The organism is Mucilaginibacter aureus, assembly GCF_053514885.1.
On the sequence record NZ_CP170601.1, the window covers coordinates 1,792,195 to 1,812,197 of the forward strand.

The following is a 20,003-nucleotide window of genomic DNA, read 5'->3' on the forward strand; positions in this document are numbered from 1 at the left end:
GTTCTTCACTGAGCCATCGGTGGAATCAAAAAATATCGGTGTAATCCTATTAACAAAAATACAAATACAAAGCCCAATAAAAAAGGGGAACCAACCCGTGGCCCCCCTAAAATCAAACCTTATATAAACATTAGTAAAAACTAACGTTATATACTATACGCTTGAACATTGTAAATAGTTTAAGGTCAGTGCTTTTTTACATAAATGTGATATGGGATGGAAGAGGGATGAGGTACGATGGAAGATGTAAAGATACCTCCGCGTCATTGCGAACGGTAGTGAAGCAATCTCTACTTAAGACATTCGATACATTCGGTTGGAACTGCAGAGCCGCTCTGTAAGTCGGGGATTGCTTCGTGCCTCGCAATGACGCGCGGTTAATTATTGGTGCTTCTCAAATAAACAGCGCTGCAAAATTCCCAATCATATCTTAACTTTACCTGCAAATAAACACATCTTCCATCGTACATATCCCATCTTCCATAAATGAAATACCAGCATATCTTCTTCGACCTTGACCATACTATTTGGGATTTTGATAAAAACGCCGAAGAAACTTTACAGGAGCTTTATGTAGTTTACAAACTGGGTGATCTGGGCTTGCCTTCTGCTAAAGCGTTTATTGAAACTTATACCCGCAACAATCACCAGCTTTGGGCCGATTACCATGTGGGCAAAATAACCAAGGCAACCTTACGCGAAATGCGTTTTAAGAAAACTTTTTTAGAGATGGGCCTCAGCGCTGATGTGATACCGGTGGATTTTGAGGATGATTATGTACGTATTTGTCCCACCAAAACCAACCTGTTTGAAGGAGCGCATGAAACGTTGCAATACCTGCACGGTAAGTACATCCTGCACCTGATCACCAATGGATTTAAGGAATCGCAGGATCTGAAGATCAACGGTACAGGTATTGGTAAGTATTTTGATCAGATCATTGTATCCGAAGATGTGGGCGTAAACAAACCCGACCCGGCAATATTTCAACATGCCTTGAACGTGGCCGGCGCCGAAAAGCAAACCAGCATGATGATAGGCGACAGCCTGGAGGCGGATGTAATGGGCGCCTTAAATTTTGGTATGGATGCTATTTATTTTAACCCTGCGGGCCTGCCCAAACCAGCCCATGTGCCTTTGCAAATAAGCCATTTAAATGAGTTAACTTTGTTGCTATGAGCATAGCTTCGGATAAAAAAGCGTTGGAGGAAAGCCTGGCCATATACCGAAAAAAGCTGGACGAAATACCCGACGAGCAATTTAACCAAACCCCGCCGCGTGGCGGCTGGAGCTACGGCGAAGTATATTGCCATATTTTGCAGGCCAACTTAGGCTCGTTTACCGCGATCGAGAAATGCATTAACGGGTCGGGCCAGATCGATAACAAAAACCTGAGCTTGCTGGCCTGGATAGTTTTTTTAACCGGGCGCTTCCCACCGGTAAAGATCAAGGCGCCTAAAAAAATAGCAGCCATGGTAACCAACATGGATAAGGAGGAAGCCCGCAACAACATCATCAAAGTAAAAAAGCGGCTTGAGCAACTGGTGGGCGCTATAAGCAAATCATCATCATTTATCAAAGTAAAACATCCCCGTTTGGGTTTGTTAAATGCCAAACAATGGCTGCGCTTTATCAATATCCACACCAAACACCACCTGAAGCAATTGGAGCGGATCGAAAAAAGTTTCCGCACGCACTAAACATTCGTCTTTTAACGTTGTCTTAATATTCAGATAATCTGGTATTCAGATATTTGCACCCAATATTGAAGGCAATGGATCAGGAGCTAATACATTTATTCGAAGTGGGGTTTTTACTCATCCTGGTGGGTATATTTTACATCAGCCCGTTCGATTTAAAAGTTGATGAGGAAGAAGACGACGAGTAACACCCGGAACTATCTTTTTACCTTAACCGGCGTATTCGCCGCAATGCAACCTTCACCTTTAAATTTTACCCCCAAAAACTTACTGAATGGCAAAGCGCGAGGTTGACATCGTAGTCGTATCCGATGTGCATTTGGGCACATACGGATGCCAGGCTAAAGAGCTTTTACGTTATCTTAAAAGCATCAAACCCAAAGTATTGATCCTTAACGGCGATATCATTGATATCTGGCAGTTCAGCAAATCATACTGGCCCGAAACGCACATGAAGGTGGTGCGCCGCATTTTGAAGTTTGTTACCGATGGCGTGCCGGTTTATTACCTTACCGGTAATCATGATGAAATGCTGCGCAAATTTGCCGATTTTAACCTGGGCAGTTTTCAGCTTTCAAACAAAGTGCTGTTAAACATCGATGGTAAAAAAGCCTGGATATTTCATGGTGATATTTTTGATGTGACCATGCAGCACTCCAAATGGCTGGCCAAACTGGGCGCTGTTGGGTACGATACGCTGATCATCATCAATAGTTTTGTTAACTGGTGCCTTACGGCGATGGGCAGGCAAAAAATGAGCTTTTCGCAAAAAATAAAAGGTAAGTTTAAAGATGCCGTTAAGTTTATTAACCACTTTGAACAAACCGCCGCCGACCTTGCCGTAGACAAGAAGTACGATTATGTAATATGCGGTCACATTCACCATGCCGAGATCAGGCAGATCCAAAACACCAATAATACCGGCTCTGTATTATACTTAAATTCGGGCGATTGGGTTGAAAGCCTCTCATCGCTTGAATATATGAATGGTGCATGGAGCATACACCGTTATGACCCTGATGATTATAAAACCGAAGTTGAGGACGATGACAAAACTGACTCGGAAGACCTGGATGCTAAAATGAATGTAATGCACCTGCTGGAACGCTTTAAGCAGGAAACCCATTAAGATTTTACACTAATATAATAATGCATTCGAGCGGATATGTGACTAAACTGTCTATATTTACCACACTATCCGCATGAAGATACTATTTGCTATACAGGGTACAGGCAACGGGCACATTAGCCGCGCGCGCGAAATTGCTCCCTTACTGGCACAATACGGCGAGCTTGACCTGCTTGTGAGTGGCACCGAAGCTGAAATGCAGCTTACCCAACCTTTAAAATACCGCCTGCACGGCGCCAGTTTTGTTTTTGGCAAAAAGGGAGGCGTTGATAAATGGGCTACCTATAAACTAATGGACCTGCGCCAGCTTTGGCGCGATATACGTACCTTTCCGCTTAAGCAATACGATCTTGTTGTAAACGATTTTGAACCCGTTACGGCGTGGGCCTGCAAATGGCAAAAGGTAGAGTCGGTATCATTAAGTCACCAGTGTTCGTTTGTATCGCCGAAGACGCCCCGACCGAACAAGTGGAGCCCGTCGGAATTGTTATTGAAATACTACTCGCCTACCAATCATCATATCGGTTTTCATTTTGACCGGTACGACGATTTTATCCATACCCCTGTTATTCGCAGCCAGATACGCGCCCTTGAACCAACCAACAAGGGGCACTACAGTGTATACCTGCCCGCTTATGACGACCGCACATTGATTAAACACCTTAAGCACATTGATGTGCCCTGGCAGATATTTTCGAAAAGGGCAAAAGTTAGCTTTACCGAGGGCAACGTAACCGTTAACCCGGTAAATAACGAGGCTTTTAACGCCAGTATGGCCAGTTGCGAAGGCTTGCTTAGCGGCGGCGGTTTTGAAGGCCCTGCCGAGGCACTGTTTCTGAAAAAAAAGGTTTTGATGATACCCATGACCGACCAGTACGAGCAGCAGTGCAACGCGCTTGCCGCCTCGAAATTAGGTGTGCCGGTTATTAAAGAGATTGACGGAAATTTTGTACCCCAACTCAAAAGCTGGGTTGAAAGCAGCAACCGCGTGCAGGTAAACTTCCCCGACGAAACTGCTGCCATTGTTGACGCGATGGTGAAGAAGTATGCGCGTTAAAGACGGTATTTGCGTTAGGGATCGGAGTGGATACCGGCCGTGCACCGGGTTCAGGGCAGGCCGTGGCTAATGCCTTGTGCAGTATGAACGGATAGCCCGGCCGCAGGCAACGCCCAAATCTTCTTTTCTCAACGCCTCTTTATTTTTCTCCACCTCATATCTCTTAATATCATCTTATTTTATTCATACTTATCACTACTCCAATTAACCTGCCGCTTTCCCACCTTCACCATTTTTTACTAATATTGCCTTAAACAAACGAACCATACACCGATGATCAAATTATTCAGGGTACTTAATCCGGTTAATATATTTTGGCTTGGCGTGGTTTTGTTTATTTTGCGTATCAATTTTATCATCCACTTGCCGGCGCATATCGAGTTTACTTTTGTTGAGCCTTTTGCGCATTCGCTGATACCTATCTCGTACGAAAACTTTTTCTCGTCCCTCTATAACCTGTTGGCAGCTGCCGTACTGGTATTTATACAGGCACTGTGGCTCAATCAAATTATTAATAAATATAATTTGCTGGGTAAACCCACGTTTTTGCCGGCCCTGATGTTCATTACGGTATCGGGTATGTTTGTACCGTTTTTGATATTAAGCCCCCCGCTCATCTGTAATTTCCTGGTGATCCTGATGATCGATAAGCTGTTTAATTTTTACAAGAATGAGAGTGCCAAAACCACCGCTTATGATCTGGGTATGATAGTAGGCGTAGGCACGCTGATCTATTTCCCGTTCATTTATATGTTTTTGGCGGTTTGGATAGCGCTCATCATCTTTCGCCCGTTTAACTGGCGCGAGTGGGCATCTGTACTGGTAGGCTTTATCACCATCTTTTTCTTTTTGGCGGTTTACTATTATCTTAACGATCGCATTAAACAGTTTTATACCATCTGGTTGCCGCTGGGTACGGCCTTTCCAAACAAAATACAGATCGACCCGCGTAATTATATCGTACTGGTGCCGGTGATCATTATTTTGGCGCTTGCATTTTTAAGTCTGCGCGAAAAATATTATAAAAGCTTTATCCAGATCCGTAAGTCGTTCCAGCTGCTTTTTATCATTTTTATCATCGCACTGCTGTCGTTTTACATCAAGGCAAACTTCAGGCTTAGCCACTTTATGTTATGCGCGGTGCCGGCAAGCGTGTTTTTTGGCTACTATTTTTTATACGCCACCCGGCGCTGGTTTTACGAAACCCTGTATATTTTGCTGGTAATTAGCATAATTTACTTCCAGTTTAACAATTTTTAACTTTTATATTAGCTCATATGTGCCCGCATGTGTTAGTTTTGTAGCATGAAGTTCGGCGTAGTCATTTTTCCGGGATCCAATTGCGATGAAGATATCATTTACGTATTGGAAAAAATAATGGGTCAGCAGGTAGTGCGCCTGTGGCATAAAGACCATGATCTGCAAAATGTTGATTTTGTAATACTGCCTGGCGGCTTTTCGTTTGGCGATTATCTGCGCTCGGGCGCGATAGCACGCTTTTCGCCGATCATGCAGGAGGTAATACAGTTTGCAGCCAAAGGCGGGTACGTTTGGGGCATTTGCAACGGTTTCCAGATATTGGCCGAGGCTGGTTTGGTACCGGGGGCGTTGCTGCACAATAACCAGCGTAAATTTATCTGCAACAATATTTTCTTAAAATCGCAAACCTCAAACTCATTATTAACATCGCAGGTTGATGCGGCAAAAGCATTAAAAATACCTGTTGCGCATGGCGAGGGTAACTTTTTTGCTGATGCGGATACTCTGAAAGCGATAAACGATAACGACCAGGTATTATTCCGTTATTGCGATGCCGGCGGCAACATCACAGCCGAAGCTAACCCTAACGGCGCTATTGAAAATATTGCAGGCGTGTGTAATGCCGGGCGTAACGTGTTTGGCATGATGCCACACCCCGAGCGTGCTGCCGATAGCCTTTTGGCTAACGAAGATGGCCTGGCAATATTTGAGTCGATACTGGCATTTGTTAAGGCCTGATGCCTAACCTGGTTGTTGATATTGGCAACTCGTTTACCAAACTCGCTGTTTTTAGCGGCGACGATTTAGTTTGGATAGAGAGTTATGCCGGTGTTAATGCCGAAATACTGAGTAACGTTTTAAACACATATAAACCCCAAAAAGCAATAATTTCATCGGTAAAAAAGCAGGCCGAAAGCTGGGAGCAACAACTTGGCGGCCAGGTTAAGCTAATTAGATTTAGCAACAGCATGGCCATATCGGTAAAAAACCACTACAAAACACCACAAACGCTCGGGGCCGACCGTGTGGCCGCTATAGCCGGCGCACACGCGCGTTATCCCGGTAAGGCTAACCTGGTAATTGACGCCGGTACTGCAATTACTTATGATATGATCGATAAAGAGGGGAATTATTTTGGAGGCAGTATATCGCCGGGGCTAAATATGCGTTACAAGGCATTAAACCATTATACATCGGCACTACCGCTGTTAACGGCCGACGATGAATTTAACAGTGCTTTTGGGTATGATACCGATTCGTCTATACGATCGGGGGTACAAAACGGCATCAGGTTTGAAATACTGGGCTTTATTGAAACCTACTTTAAGGCACAGCAACAAATGAATATTATACTAACCGGGGGCGACTCGATTTTTTTTGATACTGTATTGAAAAATAGCATCTTTGCCCCTCAAATAAAAATTGAACCGCATTTGGTTCTTGCAGGATTAAACGCAGTTATACAACAGCATAATGATTAATTATAGTAAGCTTTTTATACTACTTATACTTTCGACCGCTACTTTCGGCGCTATGGCGCAATCATCGGCCAATACCAGCTCACCCTATTCAAAATACGGTTTTGGTTTGTACCAGGATCCGCTTTTGCCACAAAACACCGCCATGGGTGGTTTGAGTGTTGCGGTAGGTAAAACAGGTGGGTTTAACGATATCAACATTGCCAATCCGGCAGCGTACAGCTTTATCAATTTAATGACCATTGATATGGGGGGATTTTTAAATTCAACCACATTGAACCAGAACTCGGTATCGCAAAAAAGCAGTAATTTCAGGCTTAATCATGTTGCCTTTGCTATCCCGACAGGGAAACACGCCGCTTTTAGTTTTGGCCTGGTGCCCTATGCCGATCTGGGTTATAATTATACCAATACCGGTACGGTAAAGCTCAATAACGCATCTTCAGGCGGTACTGATACCACCACAACCGCAAGTTACATGTATGCCGGCGAGGGGGATCTGTCAAAAGGCTTTATAGGTTATGGTATCGGGTTTAAAAACCTGCATATAGGCTTTAATGTGGGCTATATTTTTGGCAACGAAAAAAAATACCGCACAACGCAATTTAACGATCTGCCATCGGTGTTAAACTCAAGCATTGAAAACAGCATGAGCGTGGGTGGGGTAAATTACGATTACGGTGTTCAATACGAAATTCCGTTGAAAGCGGATACTCGGATCACCTTTGGGTACTCAGGCTCGGCCAATACCATGCTCAGTACTAATACTAAATTTATTGTGAGCCAGTATACGGTTTCAAGCGATGGCTCGATCAACCCGGCGCTGGACAGTTTAAGAAGTGAAACTACCAGTGGCAAAATAAAATTACCGTTAATAAACCGGTTTGGTATCACCTATCAAAAAGATAGTAAGTTTATGATAGGGGCCGAATATAAAATGGCTTCGTGGTCAGACGTAACTATTAACGGCAGCAATGCAGGCCTGCAAAACAGCCAAAGCTTTACAGTGGGTGGGCAGATTACGCCAAACATTAACTCGATAGGAAACTACTGGGCAGCGGTTGATTACCGTTTGGGCTTTAATTATGATAAAACCTATATCAACATCAACGGAACAGATATTACACAATATGCAGGGTCCTTCGGTATAGGGCTGCCTATGCCTTCAACGTCGCGTACAAGTTTTTACAAAATAAACCTTTCTGCCGAATTAGGTAAAAGAGGAACATTGGAAAACAACCTGGTACGCGAAACCTTTTTTAACTTTCGCATAGGCTTTACGATAAACGATAAGTGGTTCCAGAAATTTAAGTTTGATTAAACCTTATCAGGATGAAGCAGGCAGCAAAACAGCTTACCGGTTTTTTTGTACCGGTATTATTAATGGCCCTGCTTTTATCTGCATGCGAAAACGACCTGAAGAACGTTCGCGAAATATCTGCCAAAGAATTTACCAGCCCTGTAGATAGCAGTATGTATGTTGATGTGACGTACAGCGACTCGGCCCATGTGAAATCGGTTTTACAAACGCCCTTGCTTTTAGATTATAAGAATAATACTAAAAAGCCTTACAGAGAAATGCCTAAAGGCATCAAGGTTACGTTTTACGATAAAAATTTAAAGATCATAAGCACACTTGTGGGCGATTATGCAGTTACCAGTCACGGAGATTCGGTAATCACTGTTAAAAAGAACGTAGTAGTAACCAATGCCGCAGGGGATACCTTTAAATCAAGCGAGTTGATCTGGGACTCGGGTAAAAAGCAGATCTACTCCAACCAACCTGTTGAGATCAATAAAATTGATGGCACTCATCTAAATTTCAGCAACTTTAAAAGTAACCAAAGTGGTACCGATTATTCGGGCGATAACGGCTATGGGCCGATAGTAACCAAAGGCAATATCACACAATGATTTAAGTAAAAAGAGAGGGTGAAAAATTGTTTATAAATTTTTACCAAAAGTTGTATCTTGCGCCCTCTTTTCGGAATATATAAATATTAGTATACAATGGGTATAATGAATTTTTTACGCGACAGGGTCGGCAAAATAGTAGTAGGTGCTATTGGTCTTTCGCTTGTTGCATTTTTGGCTACCGAAGTAATTTCTTCAGGTAAGTCGTTTTTAAGAGGCTCGGCCAATGATTTAGGTGAGGTTAACGGCACAAAAATAACTATTGAGGATTTTAACAAACGTGTTGATCAGCAGGTTACGCAGTACAAACAGCAAACCGGCCAGGGCAGCCTGAACGCCCAGTTTACTGGTATGATACAGGATAATGTTTGGAACCAGATGCTGACACAAAATATTGTGCAGAAAGAAATTGAGCGGTTAGGTATTTCTGTTGGCGGTGCCGAAACTCAGGATATGGTAAGCGGCCCAAACCCTGCTCCGCAAATTCTGCAAAACTTTAGCAACCAGCAAACCGGCCAGTTTGACCGTAACAGCCTTATTGAGTTTTTGGGCCGTATGAAGATCGCCAAATCAAATGATCCGATGAAGCAAAACTGGGACGCTTTTGTTGACCAGCTGATTGACGGTAAAAAAGCCGAAAAATATCTGGCCCTGATCAAAAACGGTGTTTATGTAAACAGCCTTGATGCGCAAGACGATTACGACGCTAAAAACCGCCTGGTTAACTTTAAATATGTAATGGCTGATTACGCTTCTATCCCGGATGCTCAGGTTACCTTAACTGATGAGGATTATAAAGCTTATTATGATGAGCATAAAAACATGTTCAAAAATCAGCAGGAATTGCGTACACTTGATTATGTAGCTTTTAACGGTGCACCATCAAAAGAAGATTCGGCTGCTGTAAAAGCAACAGTTGAAAAATTGATACCTGAGTTTAAGGCAAGTACTAACGACTCGAACTTTGTTGCCTTAAACGCTGAAACCAAAGTAAACCTGGCCTATCAGAAAAAAGGCACCCTGGAGCCTAAATTAGATACCGTGATGTTTAACTCGCCTAACGGCACTGTATATGGCCCTTACTACTCTAATGGCGCATATAAAATAGCTAAACTGGTTGACGCGCATATCGGCCCCGATTCGGTTACTGCACGCCACATTTTATTGAGCCCTTCAGCCGATGCGATGGCTAAAGCCGATTCGTTAAAAAAACTGATCCAAAGCGGTAAAAAAACCTTTGCTGAGTTGGCTACTGCCAATTCGGTTGATAAAAACTCGGCCATTAAAGGCGGCGACCTGGGTACTTTTGGCCGCGGCGCTATGATACCTGTGTTTGAAGACGCGGTATTTAATGGTAAAAAAGGCGATATTAGAGTTGTTGCCTCACAATTCGGTGTTCACATTATCGAGATCGTGAACCAAAAAGGTTCATCAAAAGTGGTTAAAGTTGCCATAGTTGATAAGCCATTAAGCCCAAGCAGCAAAACACAGGCAGCGGCTTACTCAAAAGCGCAAAACTTTTTGGCATCATTAACTAAAGATAACTTTGACGCTGAAGTTAAAAAAGAAGGCCTGACTAAAAAGACAGCCGAAGATATTGCAGGTACTGCAGGAAACGCAGGCCAGCTGGAAAGCGTTCGCGAACTGGTACGCTGGGCGTTTAACGATGCCAGTGTTGGCGATTTTACCGACAAGGTTTATTCATCGGGCGATAACTACGTTGTGGCTAAATTAACCGAGGTAAAACCTAAAGGTATTTTAAGTCTCGAAAACGTTAAAAAACAAATTAAACCCGCGGTTTTAAACATCGCGAAAGCTAAAATACTGAGCGAGAAACTTGATGCGGCTGTAAAATCGTCGTCATCTATCGACCAGGTTGCTCAAAAAATTGGCGGTACTGCTACCCCGGTACAAAACATTGTGTTTGCTAACCCGGTAATACCAGGCACCGCACAGGAAAATAAACTGATAGGTACTATTTTTGCATCGCAGCCCAATAAGCTTTCGAAAGCTGTTGCAGGCGAAAAAGGTGTGTATGTGTTCTCGGTTGATAACTTTGTAAACCCTCCGGCTTTGCCTAACAATATCCGCCAGAAAGAGCAAATGGGCCAGGCGTTAGCGCAACGTGCAGAAAACTCGGTATTAGAGGCGCTTAAAGATAAAGCAACTATTAAAGATTACAGAGCAAGGATATTATAGTTGATATAATAAAGTAATTTTGTATCCGGAAGCGTATTTTACTCTTCCGGATTTTTTTTGTCTGATAAGCAATGGATATACAGGAAGAAATAGTCAACAAGGTTGCACAAAGCGGCTTGGTCAGTGTGGATCCGGCGAGCTTTTATCCGCAGGGCGAACGTGTTTTATACGATATAAAGGATAACCTTTATATGGGTTTGATATTGCGCGAAAAGGATTTCAGGGAATTTGTAAAGGAGCACGATTGGGCACAGTACACCGGTAAAAACGTGGCTGTTACCTGCAGTGCTGATGCTATTGTGCCAACCTGGGCCTATATGCTGCTGACAAACCGCCTGGCGCCGTACGCCAGTGAAATAGTTTTTGGAAATTTAGATACCCTGGAAACGATTTTGTTCGAAAAAGCGTTAATGGCTTTAGATGTTGAACAATATCGTGATAAGCGTGTTGTAATTAAAGGCTGTGGCGATGTTGCTGTGCCAAATTCGGCTTATGTTGAATTAACAAACAGGCTTACGCCTGTAGTAAAAAGCCTGATGTTTGGCGAGCCTTGTTCAACGGTACCGATATATAAAAGAAAAGATTAGGCCCGTAAATTATTTGCAAATCGCTATATGATTAAATACTTGTCTTTATTTCTGTTGATAGCGTTTTTGCAAAGCCCTGTTGTTAACACCGATCCCGAAAAGGATAACCAGCCACCACCGTTTCAACAAGGCGAAAAATTGCATTATAAACTAAAATACGGCATATTTACTGCCGCTGAAGCCGATTTGCAGATACTGACCGGTGATACCAAATACGAGAATAAGCCCGTGTTCCATATTGTTGCCGACGGCAAAACCACCGGTACTTTTGATATTTTTTACAAAGTGCGCAACCGTTATGAATCATACATTGATTGCAATACGCTGCTGCCTTATTTGTATACCGAAAATCGCCGCGAAGGCAAATACAGGCATACCGACCATGTGGTGTTTAATCACGAAGACCACAAAATAACTGCCGACAAAGGTGCTTTTCCGTTTACCGGGAAGGTGTTTGATTTTCCGGCGGCGTATTACTATGCCCGCTGCCTGGATGTAAGTAATTTAAAAATAGGCGACAAGATCGTGTTCCGTTACTTTTTGGAGGATGGTATACAATCGCTTACCATTACCTACCTGGGTAAAGAAACGGCGGAATGTTCGATGGGGAAATTCAACTGCCTTAAATTTAACCCGACCATAATACCCGGTAATATTTTCAAAAAGGATAGTAAACTTTACCTTTGGATAACCGATGACAAAAACCGGATCCCTGTAAAGGCCAAGGTTGAAGTAATTGTAGGGAGCTTAACCATGGACCTGGCAAGCGCCAGCGGGTTAAAGTATCCTTTAAACAACAAATAAGTTGATGATAGAAGTTTTAAATACATTGGTGCATGAAGATGTAGTGCGCGAGAATTTTGTATGTAACCTTAACAAATGCAAGGGCGCGTGCTGCCTGGAGGGCGACTCGGGCGCGCCGCTTGATGCCAGTGAATTGGATATTTTAAAAGAAATATATCCCAAAGTTAAACCTTATATGACGGCTAAGGGTATTGCCACTATTGAAGAGGTTGGCACCCATGTAACCGATTTTGAGGGCGATTATACCACGCCTTGTGTTGATGTGAATAAAGAGTGTGCCTACGTGATATGGGAGAACGGCATTACCAAGTGCGCTATTGAAAAGGCCTATGAACAGGGCGAAATAGAATGGCAAAAACCGATATCGTGCCACTTATACCCTATCCGCATAACCAAATACCCGGAGTTTGATGTTTTAAATTACGACAGATGGAGCATTTGTGCCCCGGCCTGCACCTTTGGTAACGAACTGAATGTGCGTGTACACGAGTTTTTAAAAGTGCCGCTTATCCGCAAATACGGTGCTGACTGGTATGCCGAATTGGAGAACCAGGTTTCGGGCCTATAACATATTCCGTTTTACTAAATGATATGCCAGCCCACAAACGGCTTCACGGTAGCGCAGTTGGGCATACCGTTCCTGCCCGTTCCGGGTACGGTGGTTGCCAGTTTTTGTGCGGCAGCCTTTTCCCAGGTTATTCCTGCAAGCGGTATTTTTAACCTGCCGCTCCAGCCGCCGCCGCCGGCATATGAGCCGATATCCAGGTAAATAAACCTGCCACCCAACGGCCCCTGTACAAAAGGGCCACGAAAATCGGGCTGCTCATGCGTTTGCGGATCACCCTTGATCTCGATAGATAGATCAAAGTTGAGGTTGTTACCTGTTGAATGTTGTACCTGTACGGGGTCGTAATTACTCCCCGAGCCTTTTTGCAAGGAATAGGTAAGGTTAGCAGGCGGCTTTTGTAAAGTGATATGTAAGGTTAATTGCATCAGTTAATCGCAGTTAGTGTTATGTCCCACACGCAGAATAATCGTCGGAATACAGAATAGGGATAACTGATTCTATCTTCATGAGCGCTAATTTACTCAATACCTGTTATATAATTATCAAAGCAATTTGATAAAACTATGAAATTATCCCGCCGCTACCTGCTCTTCAAACCGGTATCCGTTATGCTCATTATCGATCTGTGTTGATACCGTTTCTTTAATTCACATAATTCAACACACATTTTTAATAATTATTGATATTATTGTGTACACTTATACGTAAACACCGTGAAAGGAATTATACTCGCCGGGGGATCTGGAACCAGGTTGCACCCCTTAACTTTAGCAGTTAGTAAACAGCTGATGCCGGTTTATGATAAACCGATGATCTATTACCCGCTGTCGGTTTTAATGCTTGCGGGTATTAAGGAAATACTGATCATTTCGACACCGCACGACCTGCCTCACTTTGAAAAACTGTTAGGCGATGGTAAGCGTTTGGGCTGCAGGTTTGAGTATGCCGTACAGGCAGAGCCTAACGGACTGGCGCAGGCTTTTGTAATTGGTGCCGATTTTGTTGGCACTGATAAGGTGGCCCTGATATTAGGCGATAACATTTTTTATGGCGACGGTTTATCGCACCTGTTGCAGGTGAGTAACGACCCGGTTGGCGGGATGGTGTTTGCCTATCAGGTGTCGGATCCGGAGCGTTACGGTGTAGTGGAGTTTGATAAGGATAACCACGCCATTTCGATAGAAGAAAAGCCAACGGAGCCAAAATCTGATTATGCTGTACCGGGTTTATATTTTTACGATAACTCGGTTGTTGAGATAGCTAAAAACATCAAACCATCGCCACGTGGCGAATATGAAATTACCGATGTAAATAAAGAATACCTGAGACAGGGGAAATTGAAGGTAGGTATATTAAGCCGTGGTACGGCCTGGTTAGATACCGGTACTTTTGCCTCGTTGATGCAGGCAGGCCAGTTTGTACAGGTAATTGAAGAGCGCCAGGGCATGAAGATAGGTTGTATTGAAGAGATTGCCTACCGCATGGGCTTTATTGACGCTGCACAGCTGGAAAGTATTGCAGCGCCCCTGGTTAAAAGCGGTTACGGCCAATACCTTTTAAAGCTGCTCAAAAAAGAAAGAAAATAATATACTGTTTTGGACGAAGCACGCGAAATAGCTTTTGCTACAGCACAGGTAGTTACAGGCAAGCAGGAATGCCTTTACACCAATACCCTGAACGAAATATACCCCGGTACCGATGTGACCATGCGCGAGTTTGTGCGCTTATGCTTTGCTGAACTGGGTATTGATATTGAGTTTAGCGGAAAGGATAAAAACGAAAAAGGCGTGGTAATTGATATTGACGAAGAGAAGATAGCCGGACTTGGTTTAAACGCAGACACTTTGCGTTTTGGGCAAACGGTGGTAAGGGTTTTAGATAAGCCTGCTTGATATTATCGCTTTTTTTTGCTATATTGTAAGGTTAGCAGGACGCGCGAAGCTGGTTGGTTATTGAGTTATTAAGTAAATTGGTCGGGTTGTAAAGTATGGAACAGGCGAAAAATTTCTTACAATTTCCCCCCTAAGCAGGAAGCGCAAAGCTTTTAAAAATACCGAAGAATACCTATGTGTTACAACGTGAAAAACTAACCTATGTCTTGTAAAGCGTCTCTGTAAGTCGGGGATTGCTTTACCGAAACAAGTTCGGCACAAGCTGTTCCTCGCAATGACGCGCGGAGAAATAAAAATCCGAAATCGAAAATCCGAAACGGCGTAGCCCTCTTGAGCACCTTTAAAAACAAACAATAGCGAAAAATCCGAAATCAAAGAAATGTCTTCCCACCATATAGTTCGCGAAAAGCAGGAGCCGGCCTTATTGATCTTAGGCATGGAGCATTTTACTGATGAACTGCTTGGCCAGTTACTGGAATGGAGCCCAACGATCGTGGTTACTGCCGGTATTGCCGAAAAGCTGAACGCTGCCGGTATTAAGATGGATGTTATTGTCGGTTCATCAGCACACCCGGAAGATATCCAATCGGATATTCAATACGTCCGCGCAAGCGATAACAGCGAAACGGTTACAGCCTTAAACTACCTGCTTGAGCGTAACTACCCCGCGGTTAATGTAGTTACTGATGTTTTTGAGCTCAATGATTACCTGGCTTTTGCCGACAGGATAAACCTGGTTATTTACTGCGCCAATAAAAAGATATACCCGGTGCACAGTGGTTTTAGTAAATGGAAGCCTGCCGGCGAGGCCATTGAGCTATTGAGCCCGGCCCAAAACATAGCCATAACCGGTTTGAACAAAGTTGCCGACGGCAGTTATATTACACAAGCCGATGGCTTTTTTAGCCTGCAGTTTGAAGGGCCCTACCTGCTGATAGCCGAAAATATACTGTAACAATTACGGGTGACCTTTGCGGCAAGCTTATTTTTTAATAATTTCAGACTTTTATAACTGACTTCCAAATGAAAAAGATCTATCTCCTTATTGCTGCGTTGTTTATTGCCCTGGGCAGTTTTGCGCAGAAAGCCATTTATTACGAAGTAAGCTTCCCGAACGCTGCGCACCATGAAGCAAAGATCATCATGACCATACCCGAGGCCCCTGCCGGACCTATCCGGGTGCGCATGAGCCGTTCATCTGCAGGCAGGTATGCCACAGCCGAATTTGGTAAAAACATTTACAACGTAAAGGCCTTTAATGTAGATAGCACCGCGATAGGCATCAGGCAGGTTGAAGGCGATGTTTACGAAATTGCAGAACATGATGCTACCGTTAAAATAAGTTATACACTGTATGCTAACTGGGTTGATGGCACCTATGCCGGTATCGACCAAAGTCACGCTCATTTAAATATGCCCGCAGCATTTATGTGGGTTATAGGTCAGGATAAAAGGCCGCTGAAGTTGCAGTTTTTCGACCTGGAAAGATACGGCTGGAAAGTAGCCACGCAGTTAAAATACGAGGGTGCCAATGTTTACAGCGCGCCTAACCTGCAATACATGATGGATAGCCCAACCGAACTGTCGGATTATAAAATGGCCAGTTGGGATGTGGTAAATACCGATGGTAAAAAAGAAACCCTGCGCCTTGCCATCCACTCGGCCGATACGCAGCCGGCTATCGATAACTTCGCTAAAATGGTGCAGAAGGTAGTGCTCGAAGAAAAAGCCGTTTACGGTGAATTGCCGGTTTATGACTTTGGCGAATACACTTTTCTGGATGATGTTTACCCCACAAATTCGGGCGATGGCATGGAACACCGCAACTCGACCTGTATTGTGAGCGGCGGAACCGACAGGATAGAAGGAAATGAAGTGCCTATGCTGGGCACGTTTTCGCACGAGTATTTCCACAGCTGGAACGTAAAACGGATCCGTCCGAAATCATTAGAGCCGTTTAACTTTGAACATGCCAACATGAGCAGCGAGCTTTGGTTTGCCGAAGGATTTACCCAATATTATGGCGAACTGCTGCTGGTTAGAGCCGGTTTCCATAATGCTGATGAATACACCCGTACTTTAGGCGGACTGGTAAACAGTGTGCTGAACACCCCGGCGGCGGCCCGTTACACGCCGGTACAAATGAGCAATTATGCCGTATTTGCCGATGCTGGTGTATCCATCGATCCGAATAACCAGGGCAATATGTTTATCAGCTATTATTATTATGGCGGGGCTACGGCACTGGCGCTCGACCTGCGTTTGCGCAGCGAGTTTAACATTACGCTGGATGATTATATGCGCCAGGTATGGTTGGATTATGGCAAACCATATACACCATACACCATTGCCGATCTGCAAAAATCGTTAACCAAGGTAACCAACAAAGTTTTCGCCGCCGATTTTTTTAAACGTTACATCAACGGCTTTGAAAAAAATAATTATGCTGCTTTGCTGGCAAAGGCAGGCTTTGAGCTGCGTAAGGCGCAGCCGGGTAAGGCCTGGGCAGGCTCATTGTTTATGAATAACCAGCGTGGCCGCTCGGGGCAGGCACGTACCGTTACTGATGCAGGCTTTGTGATCACATCAAACACCACCATTGGTACACCGATTTATAAAGCCGGTTTAGATGTGGGTGCTGTGATACTAAAAGCCGACGGAAAAGACATTAAAGATGCGCAGGCCTTTGCCGATATTGTTGCCGGTAAAAATATAGGTGATAAAATTGGCGTGACGTATAAGGATCGTGCAGGCGAACACCAAACTACCGTTACTTTAGAAGAAAGCCCGGCCCTTGAAGTGGTTACTTTTGAAAAGGCGGGTAAAACATTAGCGCCTGAACAGCAAACATTCCGTACCAATTGGTTATCAAGCAAAGTAAAGTAAAACATGAAAAAATATTTAATAGGGCTTACCTTTTTAGCCGCTGGCATACAAACCCAGGCACAGGATGTGAACAAGCTGATTGATGCCAAGGATGTTGACCGCATTATCAAAACGCTTAGCGCGGATGATATGCAAGGCCGCGCCACATTTACACCTGGTATAGAAAAAGCCGCACAGTTTATTGAGGGCGAGTTTAAGCAAACGGGTTTAAAACCCTTAACCGGCAATGCAACATACCGGCAAAACTTCACCATGACGCGTTCGACACCTATCCGTACCATGGCAAGCATTAACGGTAAGGTTATCCCGAAAGACAGCGTATTAACGTTAACCGCGGGCGCCGGCTTCGACTGGAATAATAACACCGATGTGGAGATCGTTAAACTAAGCCCGGGAAAAGACTTCCGGAAAGAATACGCCGGGTATATGAGCAGCGGTAAAAAACTGCTGGTGCTGGTTGACCCTGCTTTTACAGCAACTTTTAGCCGTTTGGTAAACCGCAGTGTAAGGGGCAATGTAAGCTTTAACGATCCTAATAATCACCAGGCAATAGTGTTTGTGTTGGGTAATCATGACGATATCAAATCGTTTTCGGTGAAATACGAAGGCAAGTCGGAGCAGTTGCCTTTGTTCAATATTGCCGGTATGATCCCGGGGAAAACAAAGCCTAACGAGTATGTGATCTTTTCGGGCCATTACGATCATTTAGGCATCCTGAAACCGATGGCAGGTGATAGTATTGCCAACGGTGCGGACGATGATGCATCGGGCACTACAGCCATGATCACGCTGGCTAAGTATTATAAAAAGCTCAATAACAATGCGCGCACCCTGGTATTTGTTGCCTTTACGGCAGAAGAAATTGGCGAATACGGTTCGCAGTACTTCTCCAAACAAATGAACCCCGAGCAAACCGTGGCGATGTTTAATATCGAGATGATCGGTAAGGCATCTAAATTCGGACCAAATTCGGCCATCATTACCGGTTACGAGCGGTCGGACTTTGGCCAGATACTGCAACGTAATTTAGCCGGTACCGAGTTTAAGTTCTATCCAGACCCATATACCACGCAAAACCTGTTTTACCGCAGTGATAATGCATCGTTGGCCAAGGTTGGTGTACCGGCGCATACCATATCAACCGACCAGATCGACATTGATAAACTATATCACACCGTAGGCGATGAATACAGCACGCTTGATGTGGCAAATATTGTTTCCACAATTAAAGCAATTGCTTTAAGTTCGCGCACCATTGTTTCGGGGCAGGATACGCCGACAAGGGTAGCGATTGAGAAGTAAAACCGAATAACATACATGAGCATAAAACACAATACCTATTTTGAAGGCAAGGTACAAAGCCTTGGCCTGGATACCGAAGAAGGCAAAGCCACCGTTGGCGTAATGTTACCGGGCGAATACCGGTTCAATACCTCGAGCGATGAAGTGATGACCGTTATAGCAGGCGAACTAAACGTAAAGCTACCAAATGCCGATTGGGAGATATACTATCCGCAGGAAACTTTTGAGATAGCCGGCGGGCAGGCTTTTGATGTAAAGTGCGACAAAGACGTAGCGTATATTTGCTATTATAGCTAAACCGTGAAAAGTCATCCTGAACTTGTTTCAGAATCCCTCTTGCAAAGTCTGCGACCTGTCCAGTGGGATGCCAAAACAAGTTCGGCACGACCTGATCATTAAACCAGTTCTTCGCATAAATAGCCTGCGTATTGTATTTTGTTGCGGATAGCTTCTGTATCGTTATTGGTTGCTTCAATGCGCAATACCTTGTCAATATCGGTACGGTCAACGTTCCATAACTTAACCGACGGAATACTATTGATCACAGGGGCGATGTTCTGCAGATCGCGCTTATACCTGATATTGGTTTTGTAGATGAGGATATGCATAAGTTGAAAAAGCTTAAGGACTATTCCCGCGAAGAGAACAGTCCTTGGTTAAAAATCATTATAATCCCATATCATCGGCGCTTGGGCCGTAGCTACCCGGTATAGGCACATTGAGCAAGCGCAAAAATACACCCAACTGCGCACGGTGATGAACTATTTGGTTGATGCTCATGCGGATAACTTCGGCTTTGGTGCGCACCAGGATGATATGATCGCCATTGCGTAAGGTCCAGTTTTCGGATAACCTGGGCTCATTGGCCTCAACCAGTTGTGCTTTACCTTTTGCCTGGCATTCTTCAAAAAAGGCCAATATTTCGGCAGTAGTGTTAAACACCGGTACCGTGTACGGGTTAGCCTGAAAATCCAGTTCGTCGGTTGTTATCGCCATAGCTACCCAGCCAGGCAGTTCGGCAATATGGCTCGCCAACCGGCGGATGGTCATACTTTTGGGGTGCGGCTGCCAGTCGAACTTATCATTCGGGATGCGCGAAATCATTTCGCGGGTGATTTGGGCTTCTTCGTCCAATTCTTTTAAAAACATGCTGATCATTGACATAATTGTATCGTTTTGGTTTGTTGATACAAATTAACAATGAGCCTGTGACAGCCCTATGTCAGC

The 20,003-nt window shown here is 44.1% G+C and carries 22 protein-coding genes; 19 read left to right on the forward strand and 3 right to left on the reverse strand.

Translation table 11 applies throughout. From position 1 onward, the window contains the following. The first annotated feature begins 486 nt into the window (after nt 1-486). The 13 genes from ACFGVR_RS07530 (at nt 487) to ACFGVR_RS07590 (ending at nt 12,696) form a co-directional block, all read left to right on the forward strand. Entirely contained in the window at nt 487-1,179 is a 693-nt protein-coding gene (locus ACFGVR_RS07530) for a YjjG family noncanonical pyrimidine nucleotidase (protein WP_448702140.1), read from the forward strand. Next, nucleotides 1,176-1,700 (forward strand): DinB family protein, encoded by a 525-nt coding sequence (locus tag ACFGVR_RS07535; RefSeq protein WP_448702142.1) that lies wholly within the window; start codon nt 1,176-1,178, stop codon nt 1,698-1,700. The genes ACFGVR_RS07530 and ACFGVR_RS07535 overlap by 4 nt, the downstream gene beginning before the upstream one ends. 274 nt (nt 1,701-1,974) lie before the next feature. Then, nucleotides 1,975-2,829, forward strand: a complete 855-nt coding sequence (locus ACFGVR_RS07540; RefSeq protein WP_448702144.1) for a UDP-2,3-diacylglucosamine diphosphatase — start codon at nt 1,975-1,977, stop codon at nt 2,827-2,829. Nucleotides 2,830-2,902: 73 nt separating this feature from the next. Beyond that, nucleotides 2,903-3,886, forward strand: coding sequence for a glycosyltransferase family protein (locus ACFGVR_RS07545; RefSeq protein WP_448702145.1), 984 nt, complete (start codon nt 2,903-2,905; stop codon nt 3,884-3,886). A 273-nt stretch (nt 3,887-4,159) separates the two neighbouring features. Beyond that, on the forward strand, nt 4,160-5,146 hold the full coding sequence (locus ACFGVR_RS07550) for a DUF6427 family protein (protein WP_448702147.1): 987 nt from the start codon (nt 4,160-4,162) through the stop codon (nt 5,144-5,146). Nucleotides 5,147-5,191: 45 nt separating this feature from the next. Next, the gene (purQ, locus tag ACFGVR_RS07555) at nt 5,192-5,884 is read left to right on the forward strand and encodes a phosphoribosylformylglycinamidine synthase subunit PurQ (RefSeq protein ID WP_448702149.1); all 693 of its coding nucleotides are present in this window, start codon (nt 5,192-5,194) and stop codon (nt 5,882-5,884) included. Next, nucleotides 5,884-6,627 carry a type III pantothenate kinase gene (locus ACFGVR_RS07560; protein WP_448702150.1) on the forward strand — a complete coding sequence of 248 codons (744 nt, stop codon included), beginning with the start codon at nt 5,884-5,886 and terminating at the stop codon, nt 6,625-6,627. The genes purQ and ACFGVR_RS07560 overlap by 1 nt, the downstream gene beginning before the upstream one ends. After that, nucleotides 6,620-7,945: a hypothetical protein gene (locus ACFGVR_RS07565; protein WP_448702152.1), complete on the forward strand. Its 1,326-nt coding sequence runs from the start codon at nt 6,620-6,622 to the stop codon at nt 7,943-7,945. Before ACFGVR_RS07560 ends, ACFGVR_RS07565 begins: the two co-directional genes overlap by 8 nt. 11 nt (nt 7,946-7,956) lie before the next feature. Next, the gene (gene lptC, locus ACFGVR_RS07570) at nt 7,957-8,538 is read left to right on the forward strand and encodes an LPS export ABC transporter periplasmic protein LptC (protein WP_448702154.1); all 582 of its coding nucleotides are present in this window, start codon (nt 7,957-7,959) and stop codon (nt 8,536-8,538) included. 105 nt (nt 8,539-8,643) lie between these two features. Beyond that, nucleotides 8,644-10,737 (forward strand): peptidylprolyl isomerase, encoded by a 2,094-nt coding sequence (locus ACFGVR_RS07575; protein ID WP_448702157.1) that lies wholly within the window; start codon nt 8,644-8,646, stop codon nt 10,735-10,737. Nucleotides 10,738-10,808: 71 nt separating this feature from the next. Next, nucleotides 10,809-11,324 carry a DUF2480 family protein gene (locus ACFGVR_RS07580; protein WP_448702159.1) on the forward strand — a complete coding sequence of 172 codons (516 nt, stop codon included), beginning with the start codon at nt 10,809-10,811 and terminating at the stop codon, nt 11,322-11,324. 39 nt (nt 11,325-11,363) lie between these two features. Beyond that, entirely contained in the window at nt 11,364-12,128 is a 765-nt protein-coding gene (locus ACFGVR_RS07585; protein WP_448702160.1) for a DUF3108 domain-containing protein, read from the forward strand. Nucleotides 12,129-12,132: 4 nt separating this feature from the next. Continuing rightward, on the forward strand, nt 12,133-12,696 hold the full coding sequence (locus tag ACFGVR_RS07590; RefSeq protein ID WP_448702162.1) for a DUF3109 family protein: 564 nt from the start codon (nt 12,133-12,135) through the stop codon (nt 12,694-12,696). A 14-nt stretch (nt 12,697-12,710) separates the two neighbouring features. Here the strand turns inward: ACFGVR_RS07590 and ACFGVR_RS07595 are convergent, their stop codons facing one another. Next, nucleotides 12,711-13,121, reverse strand: a complete 411-nt coding sequence (locus ACFGVR_RS07595; protein WP_448702165.1) for a DUF5990 family protein — start codon at nt 13,119-13,121, stop codon at nt 12,711-12,713. 288 nt (nt 13,122-13,409) lie between these two features. On the opposite strand from ACFGVR_RS07595, the gene rfbA reads away from it, so the two are divergent. The 6 genes from rfbA (at nt 13,410) to ppnP (ending at nt 19,073) form a co-directional block, all read left to right on the forward strand. Further along, the gene (gene rfbA, locus ACFGVR_RS07600; RefSeq protein ID WP_448702167.1) at nt 13,410-14,282 is read left to right on the forward strand and encodes a glucose-1-phosphate thymidylyltransferase RfbA; all 873 of its coding nucleotides are present in this window, start codon (nt 13,410-13,412) and stop codon (nt 14,280-14,282) included. Nucleotides 14,283-14,291: 9 nt separating this feature from the next. Next, a complete protein-coding gene (locus tag ACFGVR_RS07605) occupies nt 14,292-14,588 on the forward strand; it encodes a hypothetical protein (RefSeq protein ID WP_448702169.1) in 297 nt (98 codons plus the stop codon). A 379-nt stretch (nt 14,589-14,967) separates the two neighbouring features. Continuing rightward, nucleotides 14,968-15,543 carry a thiamine pyrophosphokinase gene (locus tag ACFGVR_RS07610; protein WP_448702171.1) on the forward strand — a complete coding sequence of 192 codons (576 nt, stop codon included), beginning with the start codon at nt 14,968-14,970 and terminating at the stop codon, nt 15,541-15,543. Between the two features lie 68 nt (nt 15,544-15,611). Further along, nucleotides 15,612-17,474 (forward strand): M61 family metallopeptidase, encoded by a 1,863-nt coding sequence (locus ACFGVR_RS07615; protein ID WP_448702172.1) that lies wholly within the window; start codon nt 15,612-15,614, stop codon nt 17,472-17,474. Nucleotides 17,475-17,477: 3 nt separating this feature from the next. Then, entirely contained in the window at nt 17,478-18,776 is a 1,299-nt protein-coding gene (locus ACFGVR_RS07620) for a M20/M25/M40 family metallo-hydrolase (protein WP_448702174.1), read from the forward strand. Between the two features lie 15 nt (nt 18,777-18,791). Beyond that, nucleotides 18,792-19,073, forward strand: a complete 282-nt coding sequence (gene ppnP, locus ACFGVR_RS07625; protein ID WP_448702175.1) for a pyrimidine/purine nucleoside phosphorylase — start codon at nt 18,792-18,794, stop codon at nt 19,071-19,073. 98 nt (nt 19,074-19,171) lie between these two features. Here the strand turns inward: ppnP and ACFGVR_RS07630 are convergent, their stop codons facing one another. Next, on the reverse strand, nt 19,172-19,384 hold the full coding sequence (locus ACFGVR_RS07630; RefSeq protein ID WP_448702176.1) for a hypothetical protein: 213 nt from the start codon (nt 19,382-19,384) through the stop codon (nt 19,172-19,174). Between the two features lie 58 nt (nt 19,385-19,442). Further along, a complete protein-coding gene (locus tag ACFGVR_RS07635; RefSeq protein WP_448702177.1) occupies nt 19,443-19,940 on the reverse strand; it encodes a DinB family protein in 498 nt (165 codons plus the stop codon). Nucleotides 19,941-20,003 lie beyond the last annotated feature (63 nt).